Raw genomic sequence first — 19,454 nt, 5'->3', positions numbered from 1 at the left:
ACATACACCCCTGATCCTTCGATCAAGAGCTGCATATCAACCAACTATGCCTGTAACCATCCCATGCAGCTGTCAAAGCCACCGATCCGGTCCGGCGCCTCTAAGCACCTACATCGATTCGGTCAACTCCATTCCTCGCAAAAAGGATGCCTGTTGATAAGTTTTTGCCCAAACCCCTCAGCCGGCACAACAGATCACAAATTCCGATACTCCTGAAATGCTTTTATATTCCGCCCGACCGCCATGTGCCTGCGCGATAGCCTGGACCACTGCCAAGCCCAATCCCGATCCAGTCCGATGCGCCTCGCGCGCCGTATCGCCACGCGTAAACACGCGGAAAAGATCGGCGCGCTGATCTTCGGGCACACCTGGCCCTTCGTCCGCAAGATGGATCGCAAACCCCGCCCCGACGGATACTATCCGCAACCGCAACAAGCAGGGCATCGCGTAATGAAGCGCATTATCCACCAGGGCCAATAAAGCCTGCCGTAACCGCTCCATATCCACCCGCACTCGCAAAGGCGCGCCTTCCAGCACCAGCGAGAAACCGAAACGCTCCACACTGGGCTGCATCATCACCACCCAGTCCTGCAATTCGGCATAAATATCCACATCGGCCAGACGCAGTTCCAGCCTGCCAATGTCGGCCAGACTAACGCAGCGCAGATCCTCGACCAATCGCGCCAAACCATCGACCTGCGTCAACAATCCCCGCAACAAGGCATCATCCATGATGAAAACGCCGTCGGAAACGCCCTGCAAGCGCCCCTTCAAGATGGTGAGCGGCGTGCGCAACTCATGGGCAATCTGCGCATTCCAACTCACCGCATCATGCGCGGCCTTTTCCAAACGCCCCGCCATCGTGTTGAAATCTTCCAACAACATGGCGGTTTCCCCCGGTGCCTTCACCTTGGAAGCCGCACGGGCCGACAGATCCCCATCTGCAATCTTGCGGGCAGCCCCGCCCACCGCGTGCATAGGTTCCACAATACACCGCGCGATTCTGGCGGCAATCAGCGCCCCCAGCCCCACGCCCATGATGGTCACCACGCCCATAATCGCCAGATCCCAACCGCTGGGCAAAGCGGAAAAGCCGGGCGGGAACAATTGCGGCGCACACCACACCGCCACGGTATAGACGCCGTAAAAGACCACAAAGGAAATCAGCACCGTGCTGATGGCCACCGCCGCCATGGCCAAGGTCAAATGGCGTGAAAGATCAAAGCGGATCTTCACGCCCCCGCCCCCAAACGATAGCCCACACCGCGCACGCCCGTCGGCATGGCGTTCAACCCCGCCTCCTCCAACTTGCGGCGCAATTTGCTGATATGGCTGTCCACCGTGCGGTCCAAAGCGTCCGATCCGGGCAGGCAGGCATCCACCAACTCGCCGCGGGTGAACACGCGCGAAGGATTGCGCGCCATATGCACCAGCAGACGAAACTCGGTCAGCGTCAGCGCCACCTCGCGTCCCGACACCCGCGCGATGTGGCTTTCGGTATCGATCTCCAGATCGCCCACCCGCAACATGGCCGGACCACCTGCGGCCCCTGCCCGGCGCAAAATGGCGCGCAGCCGCGCCACCACTTCCACCGGATTGAAAGGCTTGACCACATAATCATCCGCGCCAATGCGCAAGGCCTGCAATTTGTCGATATCCTGATCCAGCGCGGTGATCATGATGACTGGCGTCTCGGCCTCGCGCCGGATCTGGGTCAACACTTCCCAGCCATCCAATTGCGGCATGCCCACGTCCAGCAAGACAATGTCCGGCCGCAAGGCGCGATGCAGATCCAGCGCCACCCGGCCATCGGCGGCATGGACAGTACGAAAACCCTCCCGCTCCAGATAGGCGCGCAGGATATCGGCAATATCGTGGTCATCTTCGGCGATCAGGGCAAGGGCAGTCATGCGCCCTTGTATCACCGCTCATGATCTTGCGGCCAGATGGCTCCACACAATCTCCACGAAACCTCCACAAAGAAGCCATCATCAAGGTTCATAGAGGCATGATGCGATACAATCCCCTTCAACTTGCCCTTCCCCTGCTCTCTTTGGCCTTGGCGGCCTGCAATGGCGATGCCCCGCCCATGGGCCCGCCACCGGCAGAAGTGTTGATCACGGCTGCACAGGACCAATCCGTCGCGCTGGCCGATGAATTACCAGGTCGCGTGGTGGCCTTCCGCACGGCGGAAATCCGGCCTCAGGTCGGCGGCATCGTCCAAAGCCGTCTGTTTACCGAAGGCGCGATGGTGACCGCTGGCCAGCCCCTGTTCCAGATCAACCCCGCCCCTTTCCGCGCCGATGCCGCCAGCGCCTCGGCCACTCTGGCCCGCGCGCAGGCAACCTATGCCCGTGCCGCCACACAGGCCGACCGGTTAAAGCCGCTGGTGGGCGCAGATGCGATCAGCCGCCAGACCTATGACGATGCCACGGTCGCCCGCGATCAGGCCGCCGCCGATGTGGCGCAGGCCCGCGCCGCGCTGGACCGCCGCCGCCTCGATCTGGGCTTTGCCCGCGTGACCTCGCCCATTTCCGGCCAGATTGGCGCCGCCAGCGTGACCGAGGGCGCCTTGGTGGGCACGACAGACGCCAATCCCATGGCCACCGTGCAGCAGATCGACAAGGTCTATGTCGATGTGCGCCAACCCGCCGCGCGCCTTGATGCGTTGCGCGCCGCTGTGGCCGAAGGCGCCGGAGCAGGCGCTGCTCCGGTGGAGATCATCTCGGCTTCGGGCCAGCCCCATCCGGTGAAAGGGCGACTGCTGTTTTCCGATGTGACCGTGGATCCGGGCACCGGCAATGCTGTGGTGCGTGTGCTGGTGGACAATCCGGGCAACCGCCTGCTGCCCGGCATGTTTGTGCGCGCCCGCCTGCCGCGTTTGCATATGCCCCATGCCATTACCGTGCCGCAACAGGCAGTGGGCCATGATGCCGCAGGCCGCGCTGTGATCCATATCTGGAACGGGCGCGGGCTGGAGGAACGTCAGGTCGAGGCCGGCGATGTGGTGGATGGCGCGATCATCATCACCAAAGGGCTGAAGGCCGGTGAACAAGTGGTGGTGGTGGGCATGGACCGCGTGCTGCCCGGTGCGCCGGTCAAGGCTTTGCCGTGGAAAGCGCCTGCCCCCACCGCGCCCGCCGCGCATTAAGGGGACGCAGCGCAATGATCCCCCAATTCTTCATCAAACGCCCCGTCTTTGCCTGGGTGGTGGCGATCGCCATCGCGCTGGCGGGCCTGATCGCCTTGCCATCGATTCCCGTGGCACGCTTCCCTTCCGTCGCCCCGCCCTCAGTGACGATCACCGCCACCTATCCGGGCGCCACGCCCCAGACCATGAATGATGGGGTGGTGGCGCTGATCGAGCGGGAATTGTCGGGCGCGAAAAGGCTGCTCTATTTTGAATCCAGCGCCGACACCTCCGGTTCGGCCACCATCACCGCGACTTTCCAGCCCGGCACCAATCCGGAGCTGGCGCTGGTTGACGTGCAAAACCGGCTGAAGCTGATCGAACCGCGCCTGCCGCAAACCGTGCGGCAATATGGTCTGGCGGTGGAAGTGGCCAATAATGGCTTTTTGATGCTGGTGGGCCTCAATTCGCCCGATGGCCGTTATGACGAAGCCGCTCTGGGCGACTATCTGGCGCGCAATATCGTCAATGAATTGAAGCGCATCCCCGGCGTTGGCCGCGTACAGAGCTTCTCTGCGGAAAAGGCGATGCGGGTCTGGGTCGATCCGGCCAAGCTGATTGCCTATGATCTGGCCATGGCGGATGTCACCACGGCCATTGCCGCGCAGAATATCCAGATCGCGCCGGGCACTTTGGGCGCGGAACCGGCCTTGAAGGGGCAGCGCGTGCTGGTGCCGTTGACAGCCAGCGGGCAATTGACCAGCCCGCAGGAATTTGAACGCATCGTTCTGAAGGCCAATAGCAATGGCGGCACGGTGACCTTGGGCGATGTGGCCCGCGTGGAAATCGGCCAGCAGAACTACATGATGTCCACCCGCGAGAACGGCCGCGCGGGCGCCTCGGCCGCGATCCAGCTGGCACCGGGCGCCAATGCGGTACAAGTCTCCGATGCGGTGCGGGCGCGGATGCAGGAAATCGCCCGCGCCATGCCCAAGGGCATGGAATGGACCGTGCCTTTTGACACTGCCCCCTTCGTGCGCATCTCTATCGAGAAAGTGCTGCATACGCTGGCCGAGGCCATGGTGCTGGTCTTCCTTGTCATGTATCTGTTCTTGCAGAATATGCGCTATACGCTGGTGCCTGCCGTGGTCGCGCCCATTGCCTTGCTGGGCACGGTGGCGGTGATGGCGCTCACCGCCTATTCGCTCAATGTGCTGACCATGTTCGGCATGGTGCTGGCCATTGGCATCATCGTCGATGACGCGATTGTGGTGGTGGAAAATGTCGAGCGGATCATGGCCGAGCAGGGCCTCTCCCCGCGTGAAGCCACGCAAAAGGCGATGGGCGAGATTACGGGTGCGGTTATCGGCATTACGCTGGTGCTGGTTTCAGTATTCATCCCCATGGCCTTTGCCAGCGGATCGGTGGGGGTGATCTATCGTCAATTTGCTATGTCCATGGCGGTCAGCATCCTGATCTCGGCCGTGCTGGCACTTTCGTTGACCCCTGCGCTTTGTGCCACGGTGTTGAAGCCTGTGCATGGCCATGTGGCCAAGCCCCGCTTCTTTGCCGCATTTGACCGCCTGTTTGAACGCCTGACCCATGGCTATTCGGGCTGGGTCGCGCGCGTCATCCGGCGCAGCGGGCGGGCGATGGTGGCCTTGGGGGTAGTGGTCGCGCTGCTGGGATTTGCCTTCTGGCGCCTGCCCACGGCCTTTCTGCCCGAGGAAGATCAGGGTTATTACATGACCGCCTTCCAGCTTCCCGCCGATGCCACCGCCGAACGCACACGTGAAGCGGTGATGACACTGGAGCGCCATCTTGCCACCCGCCCTGCGATCAAGGGCAATGAGGCGATCCTTGGCTTCGGCTTTTCCGGTGCTGGCCCCAATGCCGCCATTGCCTTTACCATCCTGAAGGATTGGGAGGAGCGTGGTTCGGCGACATTGAAGGACGAGGTGGCCCGCACCGCCGCCGCCATGTCGGTCATCAAGGAAGGCATCATCATGAGCCTTGTCCCCCCCGCGATTGACGAACTGGGCAATTCCTCCGGCTTTGCCATGCGGTTGGAGGACCGCGCGGGCCGTGGGCATGATGCCCTGGTCGCGGCGCAGAACCAGTTGCTGGGCCTTGCCGCACAAAGCAAGAAGGTGATGGGCGTCTATCCCGATGGTTTGCCTGCGGGGACCAGCATTCACCTGACCATCGACCGTCAGAAGGCCGAAGCCTTGGGCGTGCCGTTTGACCGGATCAGCGATACTCTATCGGCGGCGATGGGTTCTGCCTATGTGGGCGACTTCCCCAATCAGGGGCGGATGCAGCAGGTGATCGTGCAGGCCGATGCGCCCTATCGCATGAACCTGTCCGATATGATGCGCTTGAACCTGCGGAACAATACCGGTTCGATGGTGCCCTTGTCCGAAGTGGTGCGTGCCGATTGGCAGCAAACGCCGCTGCAACTGGTGCGTTACAATGGCTATCCTGCGCTGCGCCTGTCGGGCATGGCCGCGCCGGGCGTGTCCAGCGGCGATGCCATGGCCGAAATGCAGCAATTGGCCCAGCAATTGCCTCCCGGTTTCGCGGTGGAATGGACCGGCCTCTCCTATCAGGAACAGCAATCGGGGGCACAGGCGCCCATGTTGCTGGCCCTTTCGATGCTGGCCGTGTTTCTGGTGCTGGCGGCCATGTATGACAGTTTCGCCATTCCGCTGGCGGTGATGCTGGTGGTGCCGCTGGGGCTGATCGGCGCGGTGGTGGCGGTCGAGGCACGGGGCATGGCCAATGACGTGTTCTTTAAAGTGGGCCTGATCACCATCATCGGCCTTTCAGCAAAGAATGCGATCCTGATCGTGGAATTTGCCCGCCATTATCGCGCGGCAGGCATGGGTCTGGTGGAAAGCGCCATGGCGGCGGCCAAGGTGCGCCTGCGCCCGATCGTAATGACCTCGCTGGCTTTCACGCTGGGCGTGGTGCCGCTGATGTTGGCCTCTGGCGCCAGCGCCGAGACGCAGGCCGCGATTGGCACCGGCGTGTTTGGCGGCATGATTTCGGGCACGGTGCTGGCGGTGTTCTTTGTGCCGGTGTTCTTTGTGGTGGCCTTGGGGATCAGCGAGAGATTGGGTTTTGGTGGTTTGCGCAAAAAGAAAAAGCAGGAGCAAGCCGATGCGTAAGGCAATGATTTTGGCGCTGTTGCCCCTGTCTGCACAGGCGGTGGCCGCCCCTGCGCCGCTGCCTGTGGCGCCCATACCGGCGGCTTATGCCGTTACCGAGCCTTTGGCGCCTCTAGCTTGGCGCGATTTCTTTGGCGATGCGCGTTTGCAGCGTTTGATCGCGCTGGCCCTGAATGAAAACAGGGATTTGCGCATTGCACTGCTCAATGCACAGGCGGCGCGAGCGGCTTTATCCATCGCCAGAGGGGCGCAATTGCCAACGGTGGAGGCACAGGGCAATTTCACCAGCGCCCAGACCGCAGGTGGTGGATTTGGTGGATTTCGATACGATCAATTCACCGGACAGGTTTCCTTGACCAGTTTCGAGCTTGATCTCTTTGGTCGCTTGCGCGCCCAGACCCGCGCCGCTTTTGACCGCTATCTGGCCAGCGAGGCGGGACGGCGGGCAAGCGAATTGACCGTGATCGGCGCGGTGGCCGAGGCCTATGTGGCGCAAAGGCTGGCGCAGGAGCAGCGGCAATTGACCGCCTCGACGCTGGCTGATTGGCGCGTCTCGCTCGACCTGACCCGCCGCCTGCATGACGCGGGTCAGTCCAGCGGCCGCGATCTGGCACAAGCCGAGGGGCTGGTGCGCCAAGCCGAGGCCGATCTGGCCCAGCGCCAGCGCGAGGAGGAACAAGCGACGCACGCCCTGTCGCTGGCCATTGGCGCGCCTTTGCCTGCGGATTTGCCGGAGGCCGTGGGGTTGATGGCATCCTCCTTGCCCGACCATTTGGCGGCGGGCCTGCCTTCGGAATTGCTGACCAACCGGCCCGATATTGTGCAGGCGGAGTATAATTTGCGCGCAGCCCAAGCCGATGTAAGTGCCGCTCGCGCAGCGTTTTTTCCTCGCCTGTCGTTGACGGGCGCGCTGGGTGTCGTCAGCCCCGCTTTGTCCAATTTGTTTTCCGGGGGAAACAAGGCGTGGAACTATGTGCCAGCCGTCGCGCTGCCTTTGTTCCCCGCCACCAACCTGAAAGGCAATTTGCGGCAGGCCAAAGCGCAGCAGGACATCGCTGTTGCCACCTATGAAAAGGCCATCCAGACCGCCTTTGCCGAAGTGGCCGACGGCATTTCCGCCCAGCAAACCTACGGCCCCCAACTGGCCGCGCAAGCCGCAGCCGCAGAGGTTGCGGATCGGCGCGTGGGCCTGTCGAAACTGCGCTATCAGGCCGGTGTCGACAGCCGCTTGGAACTGCTGGATGCGCAGCGCAGCGCCTATTCGGCACGGCAGTCCCTCCTGTCCGCAAGGGCTGCTGCCTTACTGGGCATGATCAGGCTCTATCGCGCCTTGGGTCATAATTAGGCGGGGATATCGCCTTCTTCCCCGCGTCACCGTCACAGGCTGATGGTGGCGCGGGGCCACATAATTCTTGCTAATGCATTTGATTCGCATTAACCGGGCACCAATCTGTTCTCGGAAAGGTTCCTAATGCGTATCCCCCTGTTGCTTTGCGCCACCTCCCTTTGCACTTTCGCCAGCCCGTCACTGGCGGCAGAAGACGAGGAAGCAGGCCGCGACACAATCGTTGTCACCGGCACAGCCCAACGAGAGACGCCCTCTGTCACGGGCCTTGCGCTGACGCTGCGCGAAACGCCGCAATCGGTCACTGTGCTGGACCGGCAGCGGATCGAGGATTTTGCTCTCAACAATGTGAATGACTTGCTGGCGCAGGCCTTGGGCATCAATGTCGAACGGGTGGAAACCGATCGCACCGAATATACCTCGCGCGGCTTTGATGTAACCAATTTCCAGATCGATGGCATCGGCCTGCCCCTGCGTTGGGGCATCGCCTATGGCGAGACCGACACCGCCCTTTACGAGAAGGTGGAGGCCATTCGCGGCGCCAATGCCTTGATGACAGGCGTGGGCAATCCTTCGGCGACCATCAATTATGTGCGCAAGCGTCCAACCAAAGACTTCCACCTCAAAGCCAATGCCCAAATCGGCAGCTGGAACCAATGGCGCGTGGATGGCGATGTGTCGGGCGCCGTCACCAAGGATGGCAAACTGTCACTCCGCTTGATCTATGCCCATGACCAGCGCGATTCCTATTTGCGCTATAACCATGTGAACCGCAATGTTCTGGGCGTTCTGGCCGCTTACGAAATCACGCCCCAACTCTCACTCAACGCTGGCTATACCTATCAGGACAATGACGCGCGCGGCGTCTTGTGGGGCTCCTTGCCGCTGATCTACACCAATGGCACGCGCGTCTCCTATCCCGTCTCAGCCAGCACATCGGCGCCTTGGACCTTCTGGAATGTGACCGACCAGACCGCTTTTGGCGAACTTGAGTGGAAAGGCCAAAATGGGTGGCAGGCGCGCGGCCGTTATACCTATAATAAGCGTAATTCGCTGGCCAAATTGCTGTATGGCTATGGTTATGCCGATGCCACGACCGGTCTTGGCAATGCGGCATGGCCGGGGATCTATCGCTCGCCCTATGAACAGCATCTGTTTGACGGGCAGGCATCGGGTCCGGTCCATCTGCTCGGCCGTGAACACCAGATCTCGCTCGGCCTGTCGCATGGTTCGATGCATGGGCAGGAATTTTCGCAATCCACCCTTTCTTATCCCTCCTATGCCTCGGTCACCGATTGGGCGATCAATGGCATCTATCCCGCCGAAGGCAGCTATGCCGCCGAAGTGCAATCCGAAGACAGCCGCGACCAATTGACCCGCGTCTATGGCGCGTTTCACGCCAATTTCACCGATCGGTTGAAGGGCGTCTTTGGCGCCAGCGCCATTTGGCTGCGCTCCTCCGGCACATCCTATGATGTCGACCAGACCCGCCGCAATTCCGCGCTCAGCCCCTATGCCGGTCTGGTGTTTGACGCCAGCAAGCAGGTCTCTTTCTATGCCAGCTATACCGACATCTATAATCCGCAAAAGGAAGTGGATCTCACCAACACCCGCCTTGCACCCGCCAAGGGCACCAGCATCGAAGGCGGGATCAAAAGCGAATGGTTCGACAAGCGCCTCTTTGCCAGCGCCGCGATTTTCCGCGCGCGTCAAACCGGTCTGGCCGAGGCGGCGGGTGTGTTTGGCGTGGGTGAGGCAGGCCGCGTAGGCACCAGCTATTATCGCGGCGTCGACACCACCGCGCGCGGCTTTGAACTGGAAATCACCGGCCAGATCACCCCCCAATGGTCGATCAGCGGCGGCTATACCGGCCTTGAGGTGAAGGACCAGAACGGCAATCCCACCCGCACCTATCTACCCACCAAATCGCTCAAACTGGCCAGCACCTATGCCATACCGGCCCTGAACGACCTGAAACTGGGCGCGCAATGGCGGTGGCAGAACGCCATCCGCACCACCGACAGCAGCGTGGTCTATTACGGCGTGGTGAGCGAACCGGTGACGATCACCCAAAAGGCCTATGGCGTGCTGGACCTGATGGCCAGCGCCCAAGTGGCGCCCCATGTGCGGGCCAGCGTGAACCTGCGCAATGCGGGCAATGTCCATTATCTGGGCAGCCTGAAATGGGGTCAGGGCTTTTACGCCGCCCCGCGCAGCGTGATGGCCTCGGTGCAAGTGGCCTTTTGATCATGGCATGGCAGGCGGGGAACTGGCGGATCACCCGCCAATTCTGGGTCGTGGCCCATCGCTGGGCCGGACTGACACTGGCGCTGTTTCTGGCAGTGGCGGGGTTTACCGGCATTTTTCTGGCATGGATCGACGAGCTGGAGGTGGCCGCAGCGCCGCAACTCCAGCTCGCGCCACCGCCCCATGCCGGAGCCAGACCGCTGTCCACGCTGGCATTGCGGGAACAGGTGCTCGCCCGCTATCCGCTTGCCCGCATCGATTATCTGCCGCTCCATATCGAAGAGGGGCGCTCTTTGCGCCTCTATCTGACTTGGCCTGCGGGTATCCAGGCGCCCGACTGGGATGATCTCTTCCTCGATCCCTATACGGGCAAGGAATTGGGGCGGCGCCAATGGGGCAATATCGGGCAGGGGTTGAAGAACCTGATGCCCTTTGTCTATCGCCTGCATTACAGTCTGGCGCTGGGCCCCTATGGAACGCTGGCTTTCGGGCTGGCGGCGCTGGTCTGGGTGGTGGATTGCTTTGTCGGCTTTTACCTCACCCTGCCAGCTGGCCCGTTGCGTTGGGCAACATGGCGCAAGGCATGGACCCTGCGCCCGCGCAAATCGGGCCAGAAGCTGTGGAGCTACAAGCTCAATTTCGACCTGCATCGTGCAGGCGGCCTGTGGGTCTGGCCGCTGCTGCTGGTCTTTGCCTTGTCCAGCCTGTCTTTCAACCTGCCGCAAGTCTATGCCCCCATCCTGCAGGCCTTGGGCGGAAGGGACCATCGCGCGCTCTATGAAGGCGCCACCTTGCCCAGCCCGCGCAACCTTCCCAAGCTGGCCTTTGAACCAGCACTGAAACGCGGCAAATGGCTGGCCGAGGCAGAAACCGCCAAGGCAGGTCTTGCCATGGCCGATTGGGGGGAAAGCTATCTCTGGTACATCCCGACAACCGGCACCTATCTCTATGGCTTCACCTCCAGCGCGGATATTTCCAAACATGGCGAAGGCAGTTTTGTCGCCTTTGACAGCGACACTGGCCGCCTGCGCGCGGTTCAATTCCCCACCGGACAGACAGGCGCCAACACGTTTACGACTTGGATCGAAGCGATCCACACCGCCCATGTCGGCGGGATGCTCTGGCGCATGGGCACCAGCCTGCTGGGCGCCATTGTCACGATGCTATGCATAACCGGCGTGGTCATCTGGATGAAAAAGCGCAGCGCAAGATTGTCACGCCTGACCAAGGGGTAACACGCCTGCTCCCGCTTGCCTTCCCCACGCTCCAGCGCCATGGCATAGATCATGTCCGCCGCCTATCGCCTTGAAGCCACCGCCGCCCAGATCGCGCAAAGCCTGCGCGCCGATGTAGCGGGCGATGTCTGGCCGGGCGGGCAGGTCAGCCCTGCCTCTTACGTGCCGGTGGTGGTCAGCAACCGCGAAAAGGGCCGCCATCTGGTGCCGCGCCTGTGGGGCGTGCCGCCGCCGCCCAATGCCCGCGATCCCTATGTGGTGCCCTTTGTGCGCAATCTGGACAGCCCTTTCTGGATCGGCAATCTGCGCCACACCCAGTTCCGCTGCCTTGTGCCGATGACCGGCTTTTTGCGGCGCGGCGAATGGTTCACCGCCACCGACCAGCCCGTTTTCGCCTGCGCGGGCCTGTGGCGCGATAGCGAGATCCCCAGCTTTGCCATCATCACCTGCGGCGAGGGCCAACCGATGCCCTTGTTGTTAACGCCTGAAACCTATGACATCTGGCTGCATGCCGATTTTAAACTGGCGCGCAAACTGGTGGGCAGCGCCGCCTCGGCCTGAGGTGCCGCCACCGCCTCGCCAATCAACAGCAGCGTCGGGTCATCATCGCTGATCGTGGCGACCAGAAAGGCCAGCGCGTGCAATTGGCCACGGATCAACCTTTCATCGGGGCGCGAGACATTGACCGCCACCATCACCGGCGTTTGCGGATCACGCCCCGCCGCGATCAATTGCCGCGCCACCTCGCCTGCCGCCGCTCGCCCCATATAAATGCCCAAAGTGCCCTGAGGCTGGGCCAGAGCCGCCCAATCGAGCGCCAAAGCCTCGCCCGCCCGCACATGCGCGGTCAGCAGCGTGATCCCCCGTGCCGTCCCGCGCAGGGTCAGCGAGCTTTGCCCGCTGGCCGCCGCCGCGCTGGCGGTGGTGATACCGGGGCAAATGCGGAAAGGCAGGCCCGCCTGCGCCAAGGCCGCCATTTCCTCCGCGCTGCGCCCGAAGATCGAGGGATCGCCCCCTTTCAACCGCACCACGCGATGCCCAGCCAAACCGGCCTCGACCAGCAGATCATTGATGCTGCCCTGCGCCTTGCTATGGCGCCCCGAACGCTTGCCCACGCTCACCAGCCTTGCATCGGCACGGGCCAGCGCCAACACGCCCTCGCCCACCAGCGCATCGTAAAAGACCACATCGGCGGCGCGGATCAGCCTTTCAGCCTTGCGCGTCAGCAATTCGGGATCCCCCGGCCCCGCACCCACCAGCCAGACCAAACCCTTGGGAAAATCTTCGCTCATTCCGCAGGCTCCTTCGCAAGGGTGACAGCCAGCAATTTGGCCAAAGCCGGTCGACACGATCCGCAATTGGTGCCAGCGCAAGTGGCCTTGCCAATCGCGGCAACACTTGTCGCGCCTTCCTCGATCGCGCGGGTAATCTGTTTTTCGCCCACGCCATGGCACACGCAAACCATCGGCCCGCAATCGGGCGCCGGCGTGCTGGAACGGCCCGCCAGCCACGCCATGGGATCGCCATCCTCGCTGGAGAGTTGCCCCGCGATCCAGTCCCGCGCGGGCAAAGTGCCGCTGCGGGTGATGAACAGAGCCGCCTCCAGACCGCCCCCTGCCCCGCGCATCGCGATCCGGCGCATGCCGCGCACCACATCGGCCACTTCCATCCTCTCGCCCGCAGGCAACAGGGCGTCGACTGGCACGGCATCGTCACCGGCCAGTTCATAGAGCCAGCCACCCTTCACCGCCGAACGGCTCCACCAGGCCAGCCCTTCGGGCGCCACCACATCGCGGCGCAACAGGAAACCGCGCCATGCGCTGCTGACCGGCTCGACGCGGGCAGGCGTGTTTTTGAAACCGGGTTGGCCGGACACGGGGTCGCGCCTCTGATCGGGCAAGAGATTGGCCCGCGCCCCGCCCGCCATCACATCGGTCCAATGCATGGGCACAAAGACATCCCCGCGCCGCTGCCCTTCGGCAAGGCCCACGCGAAACACCGCCGCGCCCGAAGCGGTCACAACCCGCGCCAGTCCGCCATCGGCCAGCCCGTAAAGCACCGCATCGTCAGGATGCACTTCCAGCAAAGCCTCACGCCGATGCTGCGCCAAAGTGGGCGCATAACCGGTGCGCGTCATCGTATGCCATTGGTCGCGATAACGCCCCGTGTTGAGCCGCAGCGGGAAGGCCGCATCCATCGCCTTGGGCGTCAACGGCTGCACGGGAACCAGTTGCATCGCCCGCCCCGCCATGGGATAGGCGCCGCCCCATTGGAACGGCTCCAGCGCTTCATATTCCTCATCGGACAGCTGCGCATAGGTGGTCAAATCCAGCGCCTTGCCACGCGCCACCGCCAGCGCAGTCATACCGGCATATTCGCGCCAGATCGCAGCGGGGGAGTTAAAAGCGAAGGCATCGCTCCAGCCCAGACGCTGCGCCACCTGCCCCATGATCCACCAATCCGCCTTGGCCTCTCCGGGGGCAGGCAACAAGGCACGCTGGCGGCTGATGCGGCGCTCCGAATTGGTCACCGTGCCATCCTTTTCCCCCCAAGCATGGGCGGGCAACAGGATATGGGCGAAACGGGTGGTATCGGTATCGGCAATCGCTTCGGACACCACCACCGTGGGGCAACGCGCCAAAGCTTCACGCACAAAGCCGGAATCGGGCATGGAAACCGCCGGATTGGTGGCCATCACCCAAAGGAACTTGATCCGCCCCTCATGCACCGCGCGGAACATCTCCACCGCCTTCAGGCCAGGGCCGGTGCAAATATTGGCCGTGTTCCAATAGGCCGCCACATCGCGCAATTCTGCGGGCGAAAAGCCCAGATGGCAGGCCAGCATATTGGCCAGCCCGCCAACTTCCCGCCCGCCCATGGCATTGGGCTGGCCGGTCATGCTGAAAGGGCCCATGCCCACATCATTGATCCGGCCCATGGCCAGATGCAGGTTGATGATCGCATTGCCCTTATCCGTGCCGCCGACGGACTGGTTGGCGCCCATGGAAAAGACCGTGACCATGCGCGGATGGGCGGCAACCAGATCGGCCAGCGCGGCAAATTGTTCAGGCAGAACGCCCGCATCACAGGCCAGATCCTGCGGCAAAACACCCGCCGCGCCAGCCAGACCGCGCGCATCCATCTCGGCCAGCAGCGCGTTGAACAGCGCCACGTCCCCATCGGGCGCCACGGCCACATGCAGGTCGGCCTGTTCGGCGGTTTCGGTGCGGCGGGGATCGATCACCACAATCTTGGTGCCACGCGCAGAGCGGGCCGCCTCGATCCTTTGCCAAATCACCGGATGGCACCATGCGGTGTTGCTGCCCACCAGCAGGATCAGATCGGCCTCATCCAGATCTGTATAGGACACCGGCACCACATCCTCGCCAAAGGCTCGATTATGGGCGGCCACCGCGCTGGCCATGCACAGGCGGGAATTGGTGTCGATATTGCCGCTGCCGATGAAGCCTTTCATCAGCTTGTTGGCAACGTAATAGTCCTCGGTCAGCAATTGGCCCGAAACATAGAAACCGACCGCATCGGGGCCATGCTGCTCGATCGTCTCGCGCAAACGCAGCGCCACTTCATCCAGCGCCTCGCCCCAATTGCTGCGTTTCCCATGCAGCATCGGGTGCAGCAAACGCCCCTCCAGCCCCATGGTTTCGGCCAGATGTGTCCCCTTGGAACACAGGCGGCCATGGTTGGCAGGATGGGCTTTGTCGCCGGTGATGGTGACGGGGCGCCGCGCCTCTCCTCCTGCAAAAGGCGCAGGCCCCGCCACCTGGGCGGTGATCCCGCAGCCCACGCCGCAATAGGCGCAAGTGGTGCGGATCACGCGCTCGCTCATGCAGCCTTCTCCGGCGCGCGGGCGGTTACCAAAGCCTCACGCAGCAGATAGATGCGCCCCGCATCCACGCGGACGGGGATGGTCGGCACACAACCCTTGTCATCCCCCTGCGCCTCGCCGGTCTTGAGGCTGATGTTCCAGCTATGCAGCGGGCAGGTCACCACCGTGCCATGCACGATCCCCTGGCTCAGCGGGCCATGCTTATGCGGGCATTTGTTGACCAGCGCATAGAACTGATTGTCCATCGTGTGGAAAATGGCGATCTCCTCGCCCCCCTGAACGGGCAGAGTGCGGGCATTGCCGGGGCTAATTTGCGTGACGGGCCCGATGTCGATCCATTCACCAGTGACAGGGGCGCCGATCATTGTGCATTCTCCAGCAGGCGGGGTTTGGGAAAGGGACGGAACTCGGCCAGATGCTGGTGCAACTCGGCATCTTCACCGGCGGCGCGACGCGCCCATGGATCGTCCTGCATGAATTGCTGCGAATAGCGGAAACGGGCGGCCAGACGGCTTACCGCTTCGGGATCATCGAGCAGCTGGGCTTTGACATAGTCCAAACCGACGCGTTCGATCCATGGCGCGGTGCGTTCCAGATACCATGCCTGTTCGCGGTAAAGCTGGATAAAGGCCGCACACATATCGAGCGCTTGGCTTTCCGTCTCCACCTTGCACAACAGATCCGTGCCGCGCAGATGGATGCCGCCATTGCCGCCCACATGCAGTTCATAGCCTGAATCCACGCAGATCACGCCAAAGTCCTTGATCGTCGCCTCGGCGCAATTGCGCGGGCAACCCGACACGGCGATCTTGAACTTGTGCGGCATCCAGCTGCCCCAGGTCATCTGCTCGGTCTTGATGCCAAGGCCGGTAGAATCCTGCGTACCGAACCGGCACCATTCGGAACCAACGCAGGTTTTGACCGTGCGCAAGCTCTTGCCATAGGCATGGCCCGACACCATCCCCGCCGCATTGAGATCGGCCCAGATCGCGGGCAGATCCTCCTTCTTGATCCCGAAAAGGTCGATCCGCTGGCCGCCGGTCACTTTCACCAGACGCGCTTCATATTTGTCCGCCGCATCGGCAATGGCGCGCAGTTCGTTCGGCGTAGTCACCCCGCCCCACATGCGCGGCACCACCGAATAGGTGCCATCCTTCTGGATATTGGCATGCATACGCTCGTTGACGAAGCGGCTCTTCTGATCGTCCACATATTCGCCCGGCCATGCGCAAAGCAGGTAATAGTTGAGCGCCGGACGGCAGGAAGCGCAGCCATCGGGCGTCTTCCATGTCAACGCCTGCATCACCGCAGGGATCGCCTTCAGCTCCTTTTCCACGATCTGGCGGCGCACGTCGTCATGGCTGAAGCTGGTGCATTTGCACATGGTCTTGGGGCCGGATTTGACCTCATCCCCCAAGGTCAGCGCCAGCAGGCTTTCCACCAGCCCCGTGCAGCTACCGCAGGAAGCCGAAGCCTTGCATTGGCTGCGCACCATATCGAGCGAGCAAGCCCCGCCCAGAATCGTGTCCACCACCTTGCCCTTGGTCACGCCGTTGCAGCCGCAAATCTCGGCATCGTCCGAGAGCGCCGCAACGGCCGCATTAGGGTCCGCAAGGGCACCTCCGCCCTGGGCAAAGGCCTGACCAAAGATCAGGGCTTCGCGGATGTCGGAAATGTCTTCCTCGCGCTTCAACAGGTCGAAATACCAGCTGCCATCGGCGGTATCGCCATAAAGCACCGCGCCGATCAGGCGGTTGTCCTTGACCACCACGCGCTTGTAAATGCCGCGTGCGGCATCGCGCATCACGATGTCTTCGCAGCCCTCGCCGCCGGAAAAATCACCGGCCGAGAACAGGTCGATGCCCGAAACCTTGAGCTTGGTGCTGGTGACCGAGCCTGAATAGGGCGCCTCACCGCCGGTAGCCCCTTCGGCCAAGGAGCGGCACATATCCCACAAGGGCGCAACCAGACCATAGCAGGTGCCGCGATGCTGCACACATTCGCCCACCGACAGGATCGCCGGATCGCTGGTGACCATGTGATCATCGACCACAATGCCGCGTTCCACCGTCAAACCTGCCGACTTGGCCAGTGCGGTCGAGGGGCGAATACCCACCGCCATCACCACAATGCTGGCGGCAATCTCGCGCCCGTCTTTCAGGCGAACGCCGGCAACCTTGCCGCCCTCGCCGATGATCTCGGCGGTGTCCGCGCCGGTCAGGATCGTCTGGCCCCGGCGTTCCAATTCGCTCTTCAGCAGGAAGCCCGCAGCCTCGTCCAGTTGGCGCTCCATCAGCGTGGGCATCAGATGGATCACCGTGACCTTCATACCGCGCAAGGACAGGCCATGAGCCGCTTCCAGACCCAAGAGGCCGCCGCCGATCACCACAGCGTCACCGCCCTTATCCGCCGCCGCCAGCATCTTGTCCACATCGTCCAGATCGCGGAAAGCCACCACGCCTTCCAGATCCTTGCCCGGCACCGGAATGATAAAAGGTTCCGAACCCGTGGCGATCAACAGCCGGTCATAGGCCTCCACCCGCCCCGAAGCGCTGGTGACCGTGCAGGTCGCCCGATCGATCGACACCACCGCATCGCCCGAAACCAGCGTGATACCATTGGCATCATACCATTCCTGCGTGTTGATGATGATGTCTTCAAACGCCTTCTCGCCCGCCAACACGGGGGAAAGCATGATACGGTTGTAATTGACCCGCGGCTCGGCGCCGAAAATGGTGATGGCATAGCGTGTGGCGTCGCGGGCAAGGATTTCCTCCACCGCGCGGCAACCGGCCATGCCATTGCCAATCACCACCAGCCTTTCGCGGGCACCGTTCAGGCCTTGGGCAGCCATGTCTGGATTGGGCGCATTCACCGCATTCACTCCTAGCTTTGCGCGAGGCAATGCAAAAAGCCGCCACGATCCGGCCCAAGCGAAGGGGCTGGTTCGAGGCGGCTGCATTGCCACGCATGATGGGGATAGTGGGCCGGTGATTCTTTGCCATGCCACCCGACTTTGGGTGGAGAATCCGGCACCGATTGCCCTTAGAATAGCGCATCGATGCCAATCTGCAAGAGATTTTGACGGGCAGCGATGCAATCACGCAAATCAGAAGGCGTATTCGGCCTGGAGCCAGAACTTTTTGGTATCCACACCAAAGCCCTTGGCCTGATAATCGGCATATTTCACCAGCCAGTTGATCTTGCGGGTCTTGAAGCCGATCTGGGCGTCGAACTCATTGCCATATTTGGTGCTTTTCACGTCCGAACCGAACAGGTGATAGCTGGCGCTGTAATTCAGGCCGGGTAAAGCCTTGACCTTGGGAAACTTGCCCGAAAGCCCGACATAGCTGTCGCGCAAACCATTGGCAGGCGTGGTCAGGAACATGTCGGCCGTGCCGTTGAACTTGTGCAGCAGCGCCATCGGGGTCTGGAACGACCAGGTGCCATTGGCGGCCTTGGTGCTGGCGCCCAGCTCTTCATAGCCGACCGTGACCATATGGTTGCCCATGGTCAAATTGCCCTCGCCCGCCAGATATTCCACCTGATAGGCCTTGGTGTTGTTGCCATATTCGCGCTGCTTGGCATAGCTGCCGGTCAGGTTGAGGCTGACGGTCTTGCCGAACTTATACGGGGCGGTGACGAAGCGTGCGCCATAGGTTTGCGAACTATCCAGCGTGCTACGCGCGGCGGCGTTGGAAAAGGCGGTCTTGTCGTAATCAAGCAGATAGGCAAAGCCCTTCACCTGACCCAGCTTGTGTTTGTAGCCCGCGCCGAGGAAGATGAACTGGCCATTATAGGCCTTGCGCGCGCCGCCATCATTGCCAAACACGGTGCGCTGGCTCTTGGCATAGGTGCCGTCCAGCGAGATCGGGCCATAATTGACCGTGGCGCGGGCCGCATCAAAGGTCTGCTCGTTCTGACGCCATGCCAGCGCGCCAACAAAGCGTTGATCGTCCAGCGTGATGCGCTGGCGTCCGACGGTCAGGCCGAAAATCTTGTTCTGATAGCCGATTTGCAAGCGGTTGATCGCCGCATTTTCCGGATCGGGGATCACGGCATGGCTGTTGCGATCCTGATTGCTGGCGGCATTCACATAGGGAAAGGCGTCATAGCTGCGGCCCAGAGCCACCGTGCCCGCGCCTTCGAACAAAGCCGAAAGGCCGGTGGACTTGTCCTTGATTTCCGCACCAGCGCGGACACGCAAGGTCACAGCATCCGCGTCCGAAGCCGTCGGACGGTCCACATTTTCCCAGCGCAGACGCGCGTCCAGAATGGGGTCCAGCGTCATGCCATCGGCAAAAGCGACCGGATCACCAAATTGCTTCTTGGGAGCATCAGCGGCCTGGGCATTGGTGGCCAATAAAGCGATTGGCGCGGTGGCCAGCAAATAACGTAACATGGCTTGTCCCCTCATGTTTGAATCCCTGACTTGCAGGCGATCCTCTCCCCTTCCCGTCATCGCGGGTGTTCTGTTCTG

At 62.2% G+C, this 19,454-nt stretch carries 13 protein-coding genes; 6 read left to right on the top strand and 7 right to left on the bottom strand.

All coding sequences use genetic code 11. The annotated features are described in order from the left end of the window. Nucleotides 1-177: 177 nt before the first annotated feature. A complete protein-coding gene (locus EOE18_RS16305; RefSeq protein WP_127711484.1) occupies nt 178-1,236 on the bottom strand; it encodes an ATP-binding protein in 1,059 nt (352 codons plus the stop codon). Next, nucleotides 1,233-1,910 carry a response regulator gene (locus EOE18_RS16300; RefSeq protein WP_127711482.1) on the bottom strand — a complete coding sequence of 226 codons (678 nt, stop codon included), beginning with the start codon at nt 1,908-1,910 and terminating at the stop codon, nt 1,233-1,235. Before EOE18_RS16300 ends, EOE18_RS16305 begins: the two co-directional genes overlap by 4 nt. A gap of 98 nt (nt 1,911-2,008) precedes the next feature. On the opposite strand from EOE18_RS16300, the gene EOE18_RS16295 reads away from it, so the two are divergent. The 6 genes from EOE18_RS16295 (at nt 2,009) to EOE18_RS16270 (ending at nt 11,688) form a co-directional block, all read left to right on the top strand. Then, nucleotides 2,009-3,151, top strand: a complete 1,143-nt coding sequence (locus EOE18_RS16295; protein WP_127711480.1) for an efflux RND transporter periplasmic adaptor subunit — start codon at nt 2,009-2,011, stop codon at nt 3,149-3,151. A gap of 14 nt (nt 3,152-3,165) precedes the next feature. After that, a complete protein-coding gene (locus EOE18_RS16290) occupies nt 3,166-6,300 on the top strand; it encodes a multidrug efflux RND transporter permease subunit (RefSeq protein ID WP_281278050.1) in 3,135 nt (1,044 codons plus the stop codon). Continuing rightward, nucleotides 6,293-7,645 carry an efflux transporter outer membrane subunit gene (locus EOE18_RS16285; protein WP_127711478.1) on the top strand — a complete coding sequence of 451 codons (1,353 nt, stop codon included), beginning with the start codon at nt 6,293-6,295 and terminating at the stop codon, nt 7,643-7,645. The genes EOE18_RS16290 and EOE18_RS16285 overlap by 8 nt, the downstream gene beginning before the upstream one ends. A gap of 126 nt (nt 7,646-7,771) precedes the next feature. Then, on the top strand, nt 7,772-9,892 hold the full coding sequence (locus tag EOE18_RS16280; protein WP_127711476.1) for a TonB-dependent siderophore receptor: 2,121 nt from the start codon (nt 7,772-7,774) through the stop codon (nt 9,890-9,892). A 2-nt stretch (nt 9,893-9,894) separates the two neighbouring features. Continuing rightward, complete coding sequence (locus EOE18_RS16275; protein WP_127711474.1) at nt 9,895-11,127, top strand: PepSY-associated TM helix domain-containing protein; 1,233 nt, start codon at nt 9,895-9,897, stop codon at nt 11,125-11,127. Between the two features lie 51 nt (nt 11,128-11,178). Then, nucleotides 11,179-11,688: an SOS response-associated peptidase family protein gene (locus EOE18_RS16270; protein WP_127711472.1), complete on the top strand. Its 510-nt coding sequence runs from the start codon at nt 11,179-11,181 to the stop codon at nt 11,686-11,688. Here the strand turns inward: EOE18_RS16270 and cobA are convergent. The 5 genes from cobA to EOE18_RS16245 all read right to left on the bottom strand — a co-directional run bounded on the left by cobA (nt 11,619) and on the right by EOE18_RS16245 (nt 19,376). Further along, nucleotides 11,619-12,419, bottom strand: a complete 801-nt coding sequence (gene cobA / locus EOE18_RS16265) for a uroporphyrinogen-III C-methyltransferase (protein ID WP_127711470.1) — start codon at nt 12,417-12,419, stop codon at nt 11,619-11,621. The two genes, EOE18_RS16270 and cobA, sit on opposite strands and share 70 nt — an antisense overlap. Further along, complete coding sequence (locus EOE18_RS16260; protein WP_127711468.1) at nt 12,416-14,974, bottom strand: nitrate reductase; 2,559 nt, start codon at nt 14,972-14,974, stop codon at nt 12,416-12,418. The genes cobA and EOE18_RS16260 overlap by 4 nt, the downstream gene beginning before the upstream one ends. After that, entirely contained in the window at nt 14,971-15,339 is a 369-nt protein-coding gene (gene nirD / locus EOE18_RS16255) for a nitrite reductase small subunit NirD (RefSeq protein ID WP_127711466.1), read from the bottom strand. The genes EOE18_RS16260 and nirD overlap by 4 nt, the downstream gene beginning before the upstream one ends. After that, on the bottom strand, nt 15,336-17,828 hold the full coding sequence (gene nirB / locus EOE18_RS16250) for a nitrite reductase large subunit NirB (protein WP_127711494.1): 2,493 nt from the start codon (nt 17,826-17,828) through the stop codon (nt 15,336-15,338). Before nirB ends, nirD begins: the two co-directional genes overlap by 4 nt. Nucleotides 17,829-18,083: 255 nt before the next feature. Then, a complete protein-coding gene (locus EOE18_RS16245) occupies nt 18,084-19,376 on the bottom strand; it encodes an alginate export family protein (RefSeq protein WP_127711464.1) in 1,293 nt (430 codons plus the stop codon). Nucleotides 19,377-19,454: the final 78 nt, after the last annotated feature.

This window comes from Novosphingobium umbonatum, assembly GCF_004005905.1.
Lineage (GTDB): Bacteria > Pseudomonadota > Alphaproteobacteria > Sphingomonadales > Sphingomonadaceae > Novosphingobium > Novosphingobium umbonatum.
Note: the sequence above shows the minus strand (reverse complement) of the source record. Positions and strands in the feature narration are given on the sequence as shown.